The organism is Chelatococcus asaccharovorans (genome assembly GCF_003201475.1).
In the GTDB taxonomy this organism is placed as follows: Bacteria; Pseudomonadota; Alphaproteobacteria; order Rhizobiales; family Beijerinckiaceae; genus Chelatococcus; species Chelatococcus asaccharovorans.
The window spans coordinates 161,612-176,690 of record NZ_QJJK01000013.1; the positions used below are offsets into that span (position 1 = coordinate 161,612).

The following is a 15,079-nucleotide window of genomic DNA, read 5'->3' on the forward strand; positions in this document are numbered from 1 at the left end:
AGCACCGTCACGCCGCCACTTCATGCGATTGGGGCGCTGCGAGGCCCAGGGCCCGCAGCATCGCGAAGGACGTGCATTCCGCGGTGGACGTCACAGGCTTTCCTGTCAGGCGCCGCGCTTCTTGCAGCACATCGAGCGACGGCATCTGCACGCAGGCCGACAGCACGACCGCATCGACACTCTCGACGGGAAGGTCCTTCAGGGCGTCGAGCAAGCGGGATCCGGGAATACGCCCGACCTCCTGGTTGTCGGCGACACTGAAGTTCTTGTAGCCCGCCACCTCGATGCCTTCGTTCGCGATATAGCGGACGACGATCTCGGCCAGCGAGTCCGTGTAGGGCATCAGAAGCGCTACCTTGCGGCCGCCGGCTCGGCGCAGTTCCGACACAAGCGCACCCGCCGATGTCACGACGGGAAATGCGCGCCCTTCGGCCGCCGCGATCCGCGCCAGCGTCTCTTCGGATTCGCGGTGATATCCCAGGCCCATGGCCATGATGGCCACGAGACAGGCATAGCCGGCCACATCGATCGGCGCGTCTGCCAGTTCGCGCGCGCAGCGGTGGGAATCCGCATCCATCGCGGCAAGCTCCTCCTTGCGGACATGCTTCATGCGCATGCGGGAGGAGTGAAACGTGAAGGACACATCGCCCCGTGCGGCGGCGTAGCTCCTGAGAAACTCAGGCACCTCGGTCTCCATCGTCGTGTTCGAACTGGGAACGATCTGTCCGATTCGAAAGGCACCCCTACCCACACTCGCCTCCGCGCGCTGCCAGACAATTTGTCTACATCGTCAAATTTTTGACAGTATAGGCAAATCAGAATTCGGAGAACTGGTCAAGCCTGAACATCACCCCGGTTCCCCTGTTCTGCTGATGGACGATGCGCCCTGCGGCCGCCACGAGCCTCGGCTCCCGCATGCAAGTCGATGAGCCCCGGCGTGACCCGGCGCCCCGCCAGGTCAATCCTGATGGCCGGGTCGAGCGGAGCGGCGCTTGAAGCGACGATCCTTCCGTCGGGGATGCCTATGCTGCGACGGCCGTCAAGCAGGCGCGCGCCATCGCAAACGCTCGCGTTGAGAAGCGCGAGGCGAGAACTTGGCGCGTCGTGCCTGCGACATCCATGGGAGCCTCACGCCGCGCGGTCGCCTGGCAGCGCAAAGCCGGGCACATCCACGTCGACGGCGAAGATCTGTGCCGTGGTGTCGTCACGCGCCATCCGCTCGATCGAATAATCGCAGACGACAACGTAGAGGATGCGCCTCTCGTGCCCTCCCAGCGCGCATGCGACCGGCTTCAGGGCGCCAAACGGGATCCGCTGGGTGATCCGACCGCCGCGAAGGTAGCGGACGATCTCGTTCCGGTAGGGCATGCACTGCCAGACGCCGCCTTCGACGTCGAGCGTCATGCCGTCGAGCAGGTCCTCCGTCTCCGAGAAGAGAGATTTGCTCGCGAATGTGCCGTCATCCGCGAGTTCGTAGCTCCAGATCTTGCGATTGCGGCCTTCCGCGAAAATCAGTTCCTTTCCGTCCTGCGTGATCGCCATCCCGTTCGGGAACTGAAGGCCGCTTTCGAGCACGCTGGCGGAGCCATCGGCCTGCACGAGAAGAAGCCGGCCCGGAGCCGGCGGCTCTCCCTCGAACACGCGGAAGCCGACGTCGTCGAGATAGGCGCGGCCCTGCGCATCGACCGCCATATCCCCGCAATAGCCGGTCATGAGGTGCGACAGGTCGGCATGCTCCGCAAGGGAGCCGTCGCTCGTCATCCGGAGCAGCTTCTGGTCCGCCATGGAGGTCGTGACCAGTGCGCCGGACGGCAGGAAGCCGAGACCGTTCGGCCGCTCCGGCACCGTTGCCTCGATGCGACGCTGCCCAACCTCGTCGAAACTGTAGACCTTGCGGCCCAGCATGTCGGACATCCAGAGGCGCCCGCCATACCACCTCATGCCTTCGCCGAAGACCAGACCGTCAGCAAACAGCTCCGGTTGACGCTGCACCATCACTCCACCTCCCTATTCGGCTTGTAACGACCGGCAGGGAATCCACCTCATGCGGTCGTCCGTATTCGCTGGACCGATCTGCGCATGAATTGTCACAATCGTCAATTATTCTTTATCGGTGATGAATTCATTTCCCGGGCGTCCCGGAGGCATCCGCGCGCAGCACGACGCCCCCGCGCGTCATCGGGCAGCAGACACTGGCCGCGCGAGCGGACCGCATGAAGATCGCGATGGATAGAGATGGATAGCGAGAGCTAGTTCTGGAACAAGCTGATCGTCCGCGCGGCAAGTGCCGGCCGTGGCGAACCCTCGAGCTCGAGCGTGTTGTTCCACACGACACGTACGCCGTTGTCCTGAAGGATCACCTCAGCGATCTCCTGCGAAAGCCGCACATTTGATCCGGACACGACCTCAGCGATGTAACGCACCCGATCCGATCCGTAGTTCAGGACCCGCGTCTTCTCCTCGACGACCACGAGTTCGGAAGCGAGGCCCGGAATGAGGGCCAGGAGGAGATAGCCGTGAGCGATTGTTGCCTTGCCCAACTGCGCGCGCATCCGCTCCGGATCGACATGGATCCACTGGTGATCGCCAGTGGCTTCGGCGAAGCAGTCGATGGTCGGCTGCTCGATCCGCCTCCACCCACTGGGACCGATTGTGGTTCCGAGATGGCCGGCGAGGTCCTCCGGGCGGCGCACATGAAGCATGGTCAAGCCTTCTCCTCGCCTCGGATCAGCTTCGACAGGTGCCGAAGGTTTTCCTGTATGACCTCGATCGCCTGATTTGGATCATTGAGCCTGCCGCGGCGCGATTCGTCCGTCAGCAGGGACTGGACCGCCAACTCGGCGAGTTCCTCGGCGACGTCCTCGGCGCTGGCGCCGCGATCCTCGTCGAACCAGTAGTTAGTCCAGTTGACGATGCCGATGACTCCAAAGGCAGCGTAGCGGTCATTGACCGGACGGAATTCGCCAGCGAGGATGCCCTCGCGGATGATGGCCCGATACTCGGACAGGATGTTCCTTTTGGCCTCCGTGTGCCGCCTGAGGAGGTCGGGCGGCAATGCCGCCTCTGTCACCTCGATCATCCGCATCTGGATGCCGCGCTGAAGAACTGCCATGATGCGCATGCGGACGAAGCTCTTCAGCCGCTCCGACGGCTTGCCCGTCGCCGTGAGCTTCCACTCGGAAATCTCCTTAAGCGGCATCAGGGCGACTTCCTGAACAAGCGCCTCCAGCAGCGCCTCCTTGTTCTTGAAGTAATAGTAGATCGCGCCTCGCGTCAGGCCGACCGAATCGGCAATGTCGGTAAGACTTGTTCCGGCATATCCTTTCTCGGCGAAAAGGATACAGGCCTTCTCCATAAGCTCTCGCTCGACAAGGGCCTTCCGCTTATCGCGATTGCCACCGCTCTCGCCGCTTTCGGGCGTGCCGGCGCTCTTCGTACCCTGCTTGCTCTTGCTGGAGCTCGGACGTGCCATGCTGTTTATCCGTTCCGGTTTCTTTCCGTCTGTAGCCCACTCCCTCCGAGACCGCCAGTCGCGATCCCGACGCAATCGAAAAATTTGACGATAGTGTTGATTAATTATCGAACATGTATGTAATAAGCGTCAATCAAAGGGAGGAGTACAGAATGCCGGTTGTGTCGTCGCCCATGCAAGGTGTCGTTTATCCGCCGAGGGCGGAAGTCGCGCGCTATGACGAGATGGGGCTCTTCTCCGACGATACGATGGGACAGGCCTTTCGCAAGGTTGCCGCGCGTTTTCCCAATCGGGCGGCGGTTTCGGACGCATCGTCCGCCATGAGCTTCGTGGAGCTGGACGAGGTCACCGACAGGCTCGCCGGCAGTCTCCTCCGGTCCGGCCTGAAGCCGCTAGATCGCGTCACCTTTCAGATCCCGAACGGCAAGGAACTGGTGATCTGCTTCGTAGCTTGCCTCAAGGCGGGGTTGATCCCGATCTGTACGCTTGTCGCCCATCGGCAGGCCGAAATCGGCTACCTGTCAGCGCACGCCAAGGCGCGTGCCCACCTGATCGCCAGCGACGATCCGAAGTTCGACTTCCTGGCATTCGCCAGATCGATCAAGAGCCAGACGCCATCGATGGATTTCACCATCATCGGCCGAGGACCGGCGCCGGCGAACGAGCCCGGCGTTTCCGGGATCAAAGACCTCATCGACGGGATCAGCCTGGCGGACGCCAGGGAGATCTTGGGCTCCCTGGAGCTCGACGCGGCGCAGGTCGCGGTGTTTCAGCTGTCGGGAGGAACCAGCGGAATACCGAAGATCATTCCCCGTTTCCACAACGAGTATCTCTACCAGCTTCGAACCGTCGCGGAATGGCACGGGCTGACGGAAAAGACGGTTGCGTTCTCGCCGGCCCCGATGATGCACAACGCGCCCATCGTCTGCTACTGGGGCTCTACCTTGTGGAGTGGCGGAGAGGTCGTCTGCGCCGCGAGCCTCCAGCCGGAGGCGATCGCCGAGGTCCTTGCCGCGCGTCATCCAAACTGGATGTCGATCCCGCTTCCGATCCTCCTGAACCTCAAGGCCGCCGGCCTGCTCGATCGTCGCAACTTCGAGGGCGCAAGGCTTTCGACCCCGAGCCACACCGCGCGCCTCTCCGACCTGACGGGCGGAACGGCGGTACCGCTCTACGGCATGACCGAGGGCATCATCACCTATGGCCGGATCGGAGATCCCGACTTCGTGTTGCGGAGCACCGTAGGCCGGCCGGTGGGGCCGCACGACGAGTTCCGAATCGTCGATCCTGAAACCGGGCAGGAGCTTCCGGACGGAGAACTGGGGGAGTTCTGCTTCCGCGGCCCGTCATCCTGCCGGGGCTACTATGATGCCGAAGATCGCAACAGTGAGGCCTTCACTGCGGAAGGCTTCTGCAAGTCCGGCGACCTGATGCGCGCCCACCTCATTGATGGCGTGCGCTATGTCAGCTTTGAAGGTCGGGTCAAAGACGTCGTCAGCCGCGGAGGCGAAAAGATCAACTGCCAGGAGGTCGAGCGCGCCCTGATCAATCATCCGGCGGTCGGCGCCATCGCGATCGTGCCGATGCCGGATCCCGTCTACAGCGAGAAGGCCTGCGCCTTCGTGATTCCGGCGAAGGGAGCAGAGCCACTCACCGTCGCAGGCGCCGGCGCGTTCCTCGAGAAGGCAGGTCTTGCCAAGTTCAAGTGGCCAGAGCGAATCGAGATCGTCAGCGAGTTCCCGACCACGTCTTCGGGCAAGATCTCGAAGCCCTTGCTGAAGCAGAGAATTGCCGCGCAGCTGGACAGTGAGCGCGGCGAGGCCGCACGCGCCAAACCCATCTGACATTGCCATCCGCAGGGGAAGAAGATGCATCTCGACGCCTATATCGTAGACGGACTTCGCACGCCGATCGGTCGCCATGCCGGCGCACTGTCTGCGGTGCGCCCTGACGACCTGCTCGCCGGTGTCATCCGGGAGGTCGTTGCCAGATCGGCCTTCTCTCCGGACCAGATCGAGGACGTGATTGCCGGTAACACCAATCAGGCTGGCGAAGACTGCCGCAACGTCGCCCGCAATGCCTCTCTTCTCGCCGGCCTTCCTACGAGCGTCGGCGGCCAAACGGTGAACCGGCTTTGCGGCAGCGGATTGGCAGCGTTGATTGATGCGTCACGGGCCGTGTCCACCGGAGCCGGCGACGTCATCGTGGCTGGCGGCGTCGAAAGCATGAGCCGGGCTCCTTTCGTGCTCGCCAAGGCGAATGCGGCTTTCGACCGGACCGCCTCCATCTTCGACACGACCATCGGCACCCGGTTTCCGAACCCGAAGCTCGTGCAGTCACATGGTGGCGACACGATGCCGGAGACGGCGGACAACGTGGCGTCGGATATCGGCATCTCCCGCGAGGAAGCCGATGCGTTCGCGCTTGCGTCCCAGCAGAAATACGAGGCGGCGCGCGCGCGTGGCTTCTTCGACCGCGAAATGGCACCGGTGAGCGTGGCCGGCCGAAAGGGCGCTCTCACGACGGTATCGGCTGACGAGCACCCCCGCCCGGAGACCACATTCGCGACCCTTTCCGGACTGCGCAGCATCAACAACGGCGGCGTCACGACCGCGGGAAACGCGTCGGGCATCAATGACGGCGCCGGAGCGCTGATCGTGGCGAACGGGGTGGCGGTAGAACGGAGCGGCGCCCGGCCGCTCGCCCGCGTCGTGTCTGCCGCGATTGCCGGCGTCGAACCGCGCGTGATGGGCCTCGGCCCCGTGCCCGCATCACGCAAGGCCTTGGAGCGCGCCGGCCTGACTCTGAAGGATATCGACCTCATTGAACTCAACGAGGCCTTTGCCTCGCAGGTGCTGGGCTGCCTGCGACAGCTGGGCGTGGCCGACGACGATGCGCGCGTCAACCCGAACGGCGGCGCGATCGCCATCGGCCATCCGCTCGGCGCATCCGGCATCCGGCTCGCGCTGACCGCCGCACGCCAGTTGCAGGAAACGGGTGGACGCTATGCACTGGTGACGATGTGCATCGGAATCGGACAGGGAATCGCGGTCGTTCTGGAACGCGTCTGACGCAAGGCTCAGCCCGGACTTTCTTCATCCAGAAGGCTTTCCACAAAACTGCGTATCTGGCGGTCGAACGCCTTGCGGACATCGAGCCTCACGAGCGCCGGGATGCCGACTGCGAGCCCGGGCCAAGCCGTACCATCGAACCGCGCCGCCTGACGGAGAAGGAATTCGCCGTGGTGGGAGGGAGCATGATGCATCGCGACATGTTCGGCCGTGGCGGTGGTCAGGAGCGCGATGAGATGCCAAAGCTCAGCAGCATCCGCGGGATCGAGCCCGGCATCCGCGAACAGGCGGAACATGGCGTCGACATAGGTTGCACCGAAATCCGTCTCCCCTTCAGGCGGGATCTGGAACATGCGGAAGCGATCTTCCGCCATAATGTAGCGGGTAATGCCCGGATATTCCGTCTTCAGGTCAAGCGAGGCGGCGGCCGCAGCGATGATGCCGTCGCGATGGCTCATTCCGCTGGCCAGGATCGGTGCAAGCCCCTCCAGAAGCTTCCGAAAGAAGAGATTCATAACCCCGGACAGGAGCGCATCCCGCGTCCCCACATGGTACCGCACCGCATTGGTACGGACCCCCAGGCTCTCACTGAGCCGGACCATCGACAGATCCTGCAGAGGCTCGCTGCGGGTGAGCTCCAGCGCGAAATCGATGATCCCTGCCCGGGTCAGAACGCCAGGTCCGAGGGTGGTAACGGTCTGCGCCACCTTGGGCGGCCGGCCCCGCGGCTTGGATCGGTTCGCCATATCAAGCTTGCCCTTCTGCAGATTTATTGTTAGGGGTAACAATTATGGGAATTATTGGAGAAAGCCAATGGGACAGAACGCTCTTCACGAAAAGGCAAGAACGGGTTCCTCCTACATGGATCCGACTAAACGCGCCTACCGCACGGCGGAGGTTGACGTCACGATCCTCAAACACGCGAAGGACGACAACGTCGAGCTCCGCCTCTACGGCGTCGACCATTCCGCACGTCCGACCTGGAAACTGCGCGACACTGTGACGTTCTACCGCGACGTACTCGGTCTCCCCCTGATTCACACGATCAGCGCTCGGGGATGGGGCCAGCCAGGCCATCCGGACTTTCTCCACTTCTTCTTCGACGCGGGAAACGGCGCCACCATCGCCTTCTTCTACTATATCGGCACCGAGCGGCCCGAGCGCTATCTGCCGGAGGACAGCCACTTCTATTCGGCGTCGCACACCGCCTGGGGGGTCGAATCCATGGAGCAGCTGGTCGAGTGGAAGGAGACGCTGGAAGCGCGGGGCATCGTCGTGTCCAACTACACCCGGCACGAAGGTCTGGAATCCATCTACTTCCGCGATCCGAACGGCTATCCTCTCGAAATCACGCTCAGGCTCCGCGATGTCGAGGAGATCGACGCAAAGGATGCCGAACTGACGCTCGAAGCGGCGATGCAGATCGAGGACGAGGCACGGGCCGCCAACGAAAAGATGACTGATATCGATACGATCTGGCGCCGCAAGGCGAAGATCGTCGAGTCCTATCTTGGAGAAGCCTGATGCCCAGCATCTATGTCGTGGACGTGCCGGAGTTCCGGCCCCTGGTGGACTCGGCACGCTCCAAGGAAGGGTACTCCGTCTCCGAGCAGCGAAAGGGCTACTACAAGATCGAGACAACCGGCGAAATGCGTTTCAACCGCAAGGAAATGCAGCTCAAGCCGGCCCTCTGGTATGGCATGTTCACCGGGGGCCTTGATGGTGAAATCAAGGACTTCGGCCGCGACGAGGTCGTCGTGATCGGGACGAACAAGCCGCTGTAGCCCTTAGAGCATGCTGTGTTTGGAGGAAATCCCGCCGTCATTCCGGGGCCTCGCATCAACGAGGAGCCCGGAATCCATGAACACGAAGTCTGACAAGAAGACGCGTCGGACTGTGCCTCCACGGTTAAGCGTGGTGTTCATGGGTTCGGGCTCGGGCCTTTCGGCCCGCCCCGGAATGACGACGGAGGTTCCGTTATGAAATCAGCATGCTCTGGATCGTCGAAGGCTTTTTAAAACTTGGAATCCGGCGGGCGCGACGGTAATCCTGGTCAATCCGCAAAGCGACATTCGATGATTCCATAAGGACCGAAATCACCGCTGATGAGGCTCCCAGGCGGCGCTTCCACCGGACGGATGAATGATCCCGAAAGGACCAGCTGCCCGGGTTCGATCGACTGGCCATAGGTATGCAGCCGTTCGGCAAGCCATGCGACTGCCGTGATGGGATCGTTCAAGACGCCGGCCGCCAGACCGGTCTCCTCCACGTCCCCATCGCGCGACAGGATGGCTCCAATCCATCGCAGGTCCACCTCGCGGAAACCCGCGACCGGCCTTCCGGTCACGATCCCGGCGTTCGCCGCATTGTCGGCGATCGTATCGAACACGGTACGCGTTCTTCCGGTCTTGTGGTCCTTGCGGACAATGCGCGTATCCAGAATTTCCAGCGCCGGCACTGCATAGTCGATGGCTGAGAGGATGTCGTCCCGGGAGAGATTGCCCCCTGCCAGCCGGGATTTCATGACGAAGGCAAGCTCCGCTTCGACCCTGGGCTGAATGAAACGGCCCCTGGGGACGACGGCCGGTGCCTCGAACACCATGCTGCGCAGGAGCGGACCGGAGTCGGGAATGTCGATGTTCAGCGCGGCCTGCATGGCTTTCGACGTCAGCCCGATCTTCCAGCCGACGATGCTGTCGCCGCGGGCGCATTTCCGCCGGACCCACTCTTCCTGGATGGAATAGGAATCGTCCATGTCGATTTCCGGGAAGGCGAGGCTTAGCAAGCCCGTCTGCTCACCCGTCTTCTCGGCGTGATCAAGTCTGCTGACGACATCGAGAATCTCATCTGCGGTCAATGCCATTCGAAGTCTCCGGGCTGTTTGACAGACAGGCCTGATTGATGTCCCGCCTCCCAGGCTCGCTCGATCCTGAGTGCCGGTTTGACGATGCCCAACTGCCGCTTCACTTGGTTTTCCCGACGGCCTTCGAGACATCGGGCGGGAGGGCCCCGAACAGCGCGTCGGGCCTAGTGGAGCGAATTTGACATTTGAGTCCCGCCTGACATGAGGCTCCAGATCAAATGTCAAATTCAAAAGCTCCACTAAAACCATTAACTTGCTAGTGGTTCTCCTGACTCCGACATTTGCTCCGAGGTCCGTATCAGGCGGATGCAAATGTCGGAGTCGAACCACTAGCGCGCCGTGAAGTCAGAGGGCACGCCACCGCGGCTGAGCCGGAGGCGACTTGCCGATCTTCACGCCGACATCCTGCTGTTCGGCGCGCTCGACCACGAGGCGTGCAACGGCAAGATCGGCGAGGCCCGTGCCCACCGCCTTGAAGACGCTCACACCCGCCGTACGAGGCTTGCGCCCCGCCAGGATGATGCAGCCCAGCGTCTCGACGTTCCCCCAGTTCGAAATGTCCTCACCAAAACGATCGCGGAACTCCTTCGAACTCGCCATGACGCGCTCGACATTGTCGACCACGATGCGGCCGGCGCGCTCGAACACGTCCGGCTCGAATTCCGCGGAGTTCGGGAGGATTGCACCGACGGCGTTCAGATGAGCATTCGCTTCGAGCATGGCGCCGGCCAGAAAAGGCTTCCGCGATCGCGTGATCAGGGTGACGATGGGCACACCATCCACAGCGCGCTCAAGACTGGGCTCGGCCGCGACGTCGAAGCTGAATAATTCTCTCGCCTGCGCCGCGAAGCGCTCCCTGTTCTCCTCGGTCGGGCTGTAGACACGCAGCCGCTTGAGTTTTCTGACCGCTGCGACGGCTGCGACCTGCAGCATGGCCTGCCGGCCCGTTCCGATGACCGCCATCTCATCCGCATCCGGCACAGCCATCCAGTCCGTCGCGATGCCCGATGCCGCAGCGGTCCGAAGCCGGCCGAGACCACCGGCCTGGATCATTGCCCTGAGATGACCGACATTCGGCTCAAAGACCGACATGACGGAGGATGCGCCCTTTGGCGTGTTGATCCAGGTCTTGAACCCGGCAATGTCCAGCGTCTCGGCGAGCGAAGCGAGGGCGTGCAGGGTGGACCTGTCACCATAGGTCGCCTGGATCTTCGGGAAATTCTTGGCCGCGCCCGCGAATTCGAGGGTCAGCATGTCACTGAGTGCCTCCATCGCATCATTGAGATCGATGAGCCGGGTCACATCGGCCTCGGTCAAGAAACGCGTGATCGTTGTGTCAATCATGGGCACCGTCAGTCTCCTTCGAGATCAATTAAGGGACGGCTGGCCTTCGTTGAAAGAAGAAGCTTGGGAAATGGACCGTTTCCAACATTTTACTTTGTCTCTATCGCCGACATGGTGAGACTATCCAGCTATTGGGTGAAAGGGCTGCGGGGGTGGTGCGCCCGGCCTGACATCGCAGGAGAATGCTTAAGGGCCGCCCCGCGCAACGACGGATCACTGCCCCACAGCCTGGTCCGGGGACAGCAATCATAGGGTGCTGATGCCAAGACTTCGGAAAACGATACATCCCGGAAAGACCCGGTCAATGTGCGGCACGTCCTAAGCGCCGCCCCTCGTCTTGCCGCCGGGTTTCAGACATGCTGACATCCTTGCCGCTTCACCGTCCGTTGAATCTGTTGCATACGGGTTCGACAGAACATGGAAAATATTGGTAGACATTAAGCCCATGAATCATACCGTGCCCGCCCTACGACGTGAGAGGCGAAGTAACGAAGCCCGCCGGGTCGAGACACGAATGGCACTGCTTGCGGCAGCCATCGATGTGTTCAGCGATGTTGGGTTCGCGGCCGGTACCACGAAGATGATCGCGGAAAAGGCGAAAGTCACGCGCGGCGCACTTCAGTATCACTTCAGCTCCAAGGAGGACATGATCGTCGCTGTCGTCGATCATGCGATGAATCAGATAAACTTCCGCTTCAACGGCGAGGAGCACGTCCACAAATCGATCGGCGAGCGGTTGGAATTCATTCTCGCCAACTATCGCGAAGCGTTCTCGTCGCCGACGTTTCTAGCCGTGATCCAGATTTACCTCGGCGTCCGAAAAGACCCACACCTGTCGCACATCATTTCGAGGCAGCACGCACTTTCGCGAAAGGCAATCAACAAGACCTGGGTCGACCTGTTTCCGGAGGCCGCCAACGATCCCGAAAAGCTGAGCACCCTGCGGCGGATCACGATGGGGATCATCCGCGGCTATGTCGTCGGCGAAGCGCTGGGCGGGAGCAATTTCTGGCCTCAGGACGAAATCGCCGTGCGCGCCATCCTGCAGGAACAGATAAACAAGTTGATCGCCTCCTGAGGGCTTCGAGCGACCGTCGCGCGATGCCGATGAGGTCCCCGCGGCATCACAAGACCGCGCCGCCCTCCTCGTCTTCGAGCCTATCGCGCCCGGACCATTTGTGGGCAGCCATCACCAGCATCGAGACCGCGCTGGCGAGGAGCGCGAAGGCCACGAGACTGTGGTGCACCAACGGTGATATGCGAAGGATCCCCTTGTATCGGCCCACTGCGGCGAGGTGCAGCCCTTCCTGCAGTACGACATAGGCGACATAGAACAGCAGCAGGCCGCCGAGGCAAAGCCAGACCGATTCGAGCCTCGCCTTGTTGCGGGGAGACATTGCCGACGTGCCAAGCTCGACGACGAGGTGCCTGTTGCGCGCGAAGGTGACCGGGATCGCGAAGCCGGTTGCAACGATCAGCGCGAGCGACGTGAGGTCCAGAACTCCGACGATGTAGCCGACGCCGAGATTGCGCAGCACCACGTCGATTGCGACGACCGACATCATCGCAAGAAGGGCAACGGCTGCGAGGGATTCCAGCGCAACCACCGGCCATGAGACGAGCTTCTTCAAGTTCATATCATGCCTCAATTGAACAGCAGGTTTGGAAGCCACAGGCACAGCGGCGGGAAGGCGATGAGAATCCCGACGCGCACGAAATCCGCCATGAGGAAGGGCGTAACGCCCCGGAAGGCCTCACTCAGGGTAATCTGCGGCACGAGCGCATTGATGACGAACACGTTCATCCCGAAGGGCGGCGTCAGGAGGCCGATTTCGACGACCATGACGAGGACGATGCCGAACCAGATCAGATCGTAGCCGATATGCGAGATGATCGGATAGAGAAACGGCGTCATGATCAGCACGATCGCGATCGAATCGAGGACGCAGCCCAGCAGCACCAGGAGGAGGATGATCATCATCAGCAGGGCGAAGGGCGGGACATTGAGGCCGAGGAAGAACGCTTCGATGGTCGCCGGAAGTCTCGACGCCTCCATGAAGAAGTTGAAGTAGTCGATGCCGATCAGCAGCAGGAACACCATGCCGGTGATGAGCACCGTCTCCCGGACGGAGGTCCAGATTTCCGATGGCCCGAGCGTTCTGAAGGCGATGCCGATCATGAGGACGGCCGCGGCGCCGACCCCCGCTCCCTCGGTTGGGGAGAAGAACCCGCCGAAGATGCCGCCCATGACGATGCCGAAAACCAGAGCGGGTGCCATGATGTCGAGAAGCGTCCGCATCTGCTCGTGGAAGGGCAGCCGCTTCTGATGCGGCGCGATCTTCGGATCGAGCGAGACCCAGATCACGATCGCCGCGCAGTACAGCAGGATCGCGACGATTCCGGGAATGATGCCGGCGGCAAAGAGCCGGCCCACGGACGTCTCGGTGATATAGGCGTAGAGGATCATCAGCAGCGAGGGCGGGATCAGAATGCCGAGCGTGCCGCCCGCACCCACCGCGCCAGCGGCGAGCTTGGGATCGTAACCGTAGCGGAGCATTTCCGGCACCGAGATGCGGGCCATTGTCGTGACCGTCGCCAGCGAACTGCCGCAGATGGCGCTGAATCCGCCGGCGGCCAGGATCGTTCCCGCCGCGAGCCCTCCGCGGAAATATCCGACGAAGGCGTTTGCGGATCTGTAAACCGATCCCGCCATGCCCGAGTGGAGGGCGAAGTTGCCCATCAGAAGGAACAGCGGGACCATCGACAGGGTGTCGCTCGACAGGACGTGCACCGGCGAGGTGGATGACACGAAGTTGACCGCCGACCAGCCTTGAAGCGCCCATATTCCCATGACGCCGACCAGGAGCATGGCGACCCCGATAGGCGCCCTTAAGAATATCATCACCAGAAGCGCGGTGATGCCGATAAGACCTATGGTTTCGGGTGACATGTCAGCGCCCTTCACATTCGCCGCTTACTTCGAGCGCTCTTCGATGATCCGGTCGTAGACAGCCCGTGCCGGAAGCCCCCGCGCTTCGAGCTCGGCAAGGCGCTTCTCGATCACCGGGACGACCGTGTCGGCCATCTTCTGGCGCTGTTCCGGCGTCAGCTCGTGGATGACGTTGCCGAGATTCTTGGCCAGTTCGATCGCCTTGCCATCGGAGGTGAGAAAGCAGCGCGAGGTCTTGATCGACGCTTGCGTCCCGGAATGCTTGTCGACGATGGCCTTGGCGTCCGCCGGCAGCGCCTCATAGGTCTTCTTGTTCATCACCGTGAAGCCGATGCTGGTGCCCATGTTCGTCACGTAATGGTGCTTCGTGACCTCCGCGACCTTGAAGGCGATCGTTGTGGTCCAGTTTCCATGGATCCCGTCCAGGACACCCTTCTGCAGATTCTCGTAAATCTGGGGAGAGGGGATGAACGAGACTTGCGCACCCAGGGCTTGCATCGCCGCGAGGTGAACGTCTCCAGCGGAGCGTATCCGCAAGCCCGACAGGTTGGTCGGATCCTTCAACTCCTTGCGCGTATGGATCTGGTAGAGCGAGGTCATCCACAGGTGGATCACCTTGACGTCCTGCCACTCCGCGCCCAGGAACTCCGGGAGGATCGTGTCGTTGAGGATCCGTGTGCCGGAATCCAGATCGCCCACCGCAAACGGCATCGTGATCAGTTCGGTCAGCGGAAACTGACCTTCCGTATAGGAGGTGATCCCGAAGGCCATATCTGTGATGCCGCGCGCCACCTGGTCATACTGCTGGGTCGCATTCCCGAAGGCTCCACCACCGTAGTACCCTTCGAGCGTCACATCATCGAGCGCCGCGAGCTCATCGAGCATCGGAACGACTCCGCACGAGAAGATGGTGTTCGTCTTGGGCGTGAACGATGCCACCTTCAGCACGGTCTTCGCGGCAGCAGGCTCCGATATGCTGAGTGCAAACAGAAGGCTCAGCCCGCAGATCATCTTCGCAAGCGTTGATTTCATGTCTTCCTCCCTTTTTTTGACTTTGGTTCTGCGGGCGAGTATCCCGCCCCGCTTTTTGTTCATGTCTGAGCGTCTGTCGGCTCGCGGGGCAGAAGTGACGGCGCGCTTCCATCGCGGCGAGCTGTTCCCTGTCGGTCATGCTTCCTGCGCACGCGGGAGGAGCGAAACCTGAGGAGCCGTCGACACACGGATGGGAGCTCGTCAGCACCGAAGCTTAAGGTACTCCGGTCCCGCTGGTCGTGTTCGAACTCGACACGGTCCAATCAGTTCGACGTCTGCCACTGCCCACGCCCACCTCCACACGCCGCCCCCGCTATTTATCTATGTCGTCAAATTTTTGACGACAT

The 15,079-nt window shown here is 61.9% G+C and carries 15 protein-coding genes; 5 read left to right on the plus strand and 10 right to left on the minus strand.

Annotated features, from left to right (window positions below):
- Positions 1-7: 7 nt before the first annotated feature.
- From C7450_RS27180 to C7450_RS27195, 4 genes are all read right to left on the minus strand, one after another.
- The gene (locus tag C7450_RS27180) at positions 8-685 is read right to left on the minus strand and encodes a maleate cis-trans isomerase family protein (RefSeq protein WP_458573631.1); all 678 of its coding nucleotides are present in this window, start codon (positions 683-685) and stop codon (positions 8-10) included.
- Positions 686-1,128: 443 nt separating this feature from the next.
- Positions 1,129-1,995 (minus strand): SMP-30/gluconolactonase/LRE family protein, encoded by an 867-nt coding sequence (locus tag C7450_RS27185; protein WP_110377623.1) that lies wholly within the window; start codon positions 1,993-1,995, stop codon positions 1,129-1,131.
- 254 nt (positions 1,996-2,249) lie between these two features.
- The gene (locus tag C7450_RS27190) at positions 2,250-2,702 is read right to left on the minus strand and encodes a MaoC family dehydratase (RefSeq protein ID WP_110377624.1); all 453 of its coding nucleotides are present in this window, start codon (positions 2,700-2,702) and stop codon (positions 2,250-2,252) included.
- 2 nt (positions 2,703-2,704) lie between these two features.
- Positions 2,705-3,472 (minus strand): TetR/AcrR family transcriptional regulator, encoded by a 768-nt coding sequence (locus C7450_RS27195; protein WP_110377625.1) that lies wholly within the window; start codon positions 3,470-3,472, stop codon positions 2,705-2,707.
- A gap of 152 nt (positions 3,473-3,624) precedes the next feature.
- Between C7450_RS27195 and C7450_RS27200 the strand changes: the two genes are divergently transcribed.
- Together C7450_RS27200 and C7450_RS27205 are read left to right on the plus strand one after the other, a co-directional pair.
- Positions 3,625-5,316 carry an AMP-binding protein gene (locus tag C7450_RS27200; protein ID WP_110377626.1) on the plus strand — a complete coding sequence of 564 codons (1,692 nt, stop codon included), beginning with the start codon at positions 3,625-3,627 and terminating at the stop codon, positions 5,314-5,316.
- Between the two features lie 24 nt (positions 5,317-5,340).
- Entirely contained in the window at positions 5,341-6,543 is a 1,203-nt protein-coding gene (locus C7450_RS27205; protein WP_110377627.1) for a 3-oxoadipyl-CoA thiolase, read from the plus strand.
- 8 nt (positions 6,544-6,551) lie between these two features.
- Here C7450_RS27205 and C7450_RS27210 read toward each other — a convergent pair whose 3' ends face one another.
- Complete coding sequence (locus C7450_RS27210) at positions 6,552-7,289, minus strand: TetR/AcrR family transcriptional regulator (protein ID WP_110377628.1); 738 nt, start codon at positions 7,287-7,289, stop codon at positions 6,552-6,554.
- A 67-nt stretch (positions 7,290-7,356) separates the two neighbouring features.
- On the opposite strand from C7450_RS27210, the gene C7450_RS27215 reads away from it, so the two are divergent.
- Together C7450_RS27215 and C7450_RS34340 are read left to right on the plus strand one after the other, a co-directional pair.
- Positions 7,357-8,067, plus strand: coding sequence for a VOC family protein (locus C7450_RS27215; protein ID WP_210206553.1), 711 nt, complete (start codon positions 7,357-7,359; stop codon positions 8,065-8,067).
- Positions 8,067-8,327 carry a hypothetical protein gene (locus C7450_RS34340; protein WP_210206554.1) on the plus strand — a complete coding sequence of 87 codons (261 nt, stop codon included), beginning with the start codon at positions 8,067-8,069 and terminating at the stop codon, positions 8,325-8,327. Before C7450_RS27215 ends, C7450_RS34340 begins: the two co-directional genes overlap by 1 nt.
- 269 nt (positions 8,328-8,596) lie before the next feature.
- On the opposite strand, the gene hpaH is transcribed toward C7450_RS34340, so the two are convergent.
- Together hpaH and C7450_RS27225 are read right to left on the minus strand one after the other, a co-directional pair.
- On the minus strand, positions 8,597-9,406 hold the full coding sequence (gene hpaH / locus C7450_RS27220) for a 2-oxo-hept-4-ene-1,7-dioate hydratase (protein ID WP_110377629.1): 810 nt from the start codon (positions 9,404-9,406) through the stop codon (positions 8,597-8,599).
- A gap of 345 nt (positions 9,407-9,751) precedes the next feature.
- Positions 9,752-10,750, minus strand: a complete 999-nt coding sequence (locus tag C7450_RS27225; protein WP_110377630.1) for an ornithine cyclodeaminase family protein — start codon at positions 10,748-10,750, stop codon at positions 9,752-9,754.
- A 514-nt stretch (positions 10,751-11,264) separates the two neighbouring features.
- Between C7450_RS27225 and C7450_RS27230 the strand changes: the two genes are divergently transcribed.
- On the plus strand, positions 11,265-11,828 hold the full coding sequence (locus C7450_RS27230; RefSeq protein ID WP_170147468.1) for a TetR/AcrR family transcriptional regulator: 564 nt from the start codon (positions 11,265-11,267) through the stop codon (positions 11,826-11,828).
- 46 nt (positions 11,829-11,874) lie between these two features.
- Here C7450_RS27230 and C7450_RS27235 read toward each other — a convergent pair whose 3' ends face one another.
- From C7450_RS27235 to C7450_RS27245, 3 genes are read right to left on the minus strand one after another with little or no spacing between them, the layout of a single operon-like run.
- A complete protein-coding gene (locus tag C7450_RS27235; RefSeq protein WP_110377632.1) occupies positions 11,875-12,387 on the minus strand; it encodes a TRAP transporter small permease in 513 nt (170 codons plus the stop codon).
- A gap of 8 nt (positions 12,388-12,395) precedes the next feature.
- On the minus strand, positions 12,396-13,700 hold the full coding sequence (locus C7450_RS27240; protein ID WP_110377633.1) for a TRAP transporter large permease: 1,305 nt from the start codon (positions 13,698-13,700) through the stop codon (positions 12,396-12,398).
- Positions 13,701-13,724: 24 nt separating this feature from the next.
- Positions 13,725-14,732: a TRAP transporter substrate-binding protein gene (locus C7450_RS27245; protein WP_170147469.1), complete on the minus strand. Its 1,008-nt coding sequence runs from the start codon at positions 14,730-14,732 to the stop codon at positions 13,725-13,727.
- Positions 14,733-15,079 lie beyond the last annotated feature (347 nt).

Bases quoted from the DNA above. Each gene is read 5' to 3' on its own strand.
- C7450_RS27185 (WP_110377623.1), bottom strand. From the start codon at position 1,995: ATGGTGCAGCGTCAACCGGAGCTGTTTGCTGACGGTCTGGTCTTCGGC.
- C7450_RS27205 (WP_110377627.1), top strand. From the start codon at position 5,341: ATGCATCTCGACGCCTATATCGTAGACGGACTTCGCACGCCGATCGGT.
- C7450_RS27190 (WP_110377624.1), bottom strand. From the start codon at position 2,702: ATGCTTCATGTGCGCCGCCCGGAGGACCTCGCCGGCCATCTCGGAACC.
- C7450_RS34340 (WP_210206554.1), top strand. From the start codon at position 8,067: ATGCCCAGCATCTATGTCGTGGACGTGCCGGAGTTCCGGCCCCTGGTG.
- C7450_RS27245 (WP_170147469.1), bottom strand. From the start codon at position 14,732: ATGAAATCAACGCTTGCGAAGATGATCTGCGGGCTGAGCCTTCTGTTT.
- C7450_RS27210 (WP_110377628.1), bottom strand. From the start codon at position 7,289: ATGGCGAACCGATCCAAGCCGCGGGGCCGGCCGCCCAAGGTGGCGCAG.
- C7450_RS27230 (WP_170147468.1), top strand. From the start codon at position 11,265: ATGGCACTGCTTGCGGCAGCCATCGATGTGTTCAGCGATGTTGGGTTC.
- hpaH (WP_110377629.1), bottom strand. From the start codon at position 9,406: ATGGCATTGACCGCAGATGAGATTCTCGATGTCGTCAGCAGACTTGAT.
- C7450_RS27195 (WP_110377625.1), bottom strand. From the start codon at position 3,472: ATGGCACGTCCGAGCTCCAGCAAGAGCAAGCAGGGTACGAAGAGCGCC.
- C7450_RS27235 (WP_110377632.1), bottom strand. From the start codon at position 12,387: ATGAACTTGAAGAAGCTCGTCTCATGGCCGGTGGTTGCGCTGGAATCC.
- C7450_RS27240 (WP_110377633.1), bottom strand. From the start codon at position 13,700: ATGTCACCCGAAACCATAGGTCTTATCGGCATCACCGCGCTTCTGGTG.
- C7450_RS27225 (WP_110377630.1), bottom strand. From the start codon at position 10,750: ATGATTGACACAACGATCACGCGTTTCTTGACCGAGGCCGATGTGACC.
- C7450_RS27200 (WP_110377626.1), top strand. From the start codon at position 3,625: ATGCCGGTTGTGTCGTCGCCCATGCAAGGTGTCGTTTATCCGCCGAGG.
- C7450_RS27215 (WP_210206553.1), top strand. From the start codon at position 7,357: ATGGGACAGAACGCTCTTCACGAAAAGGCAAGAACGGGTTCCTCCTAC.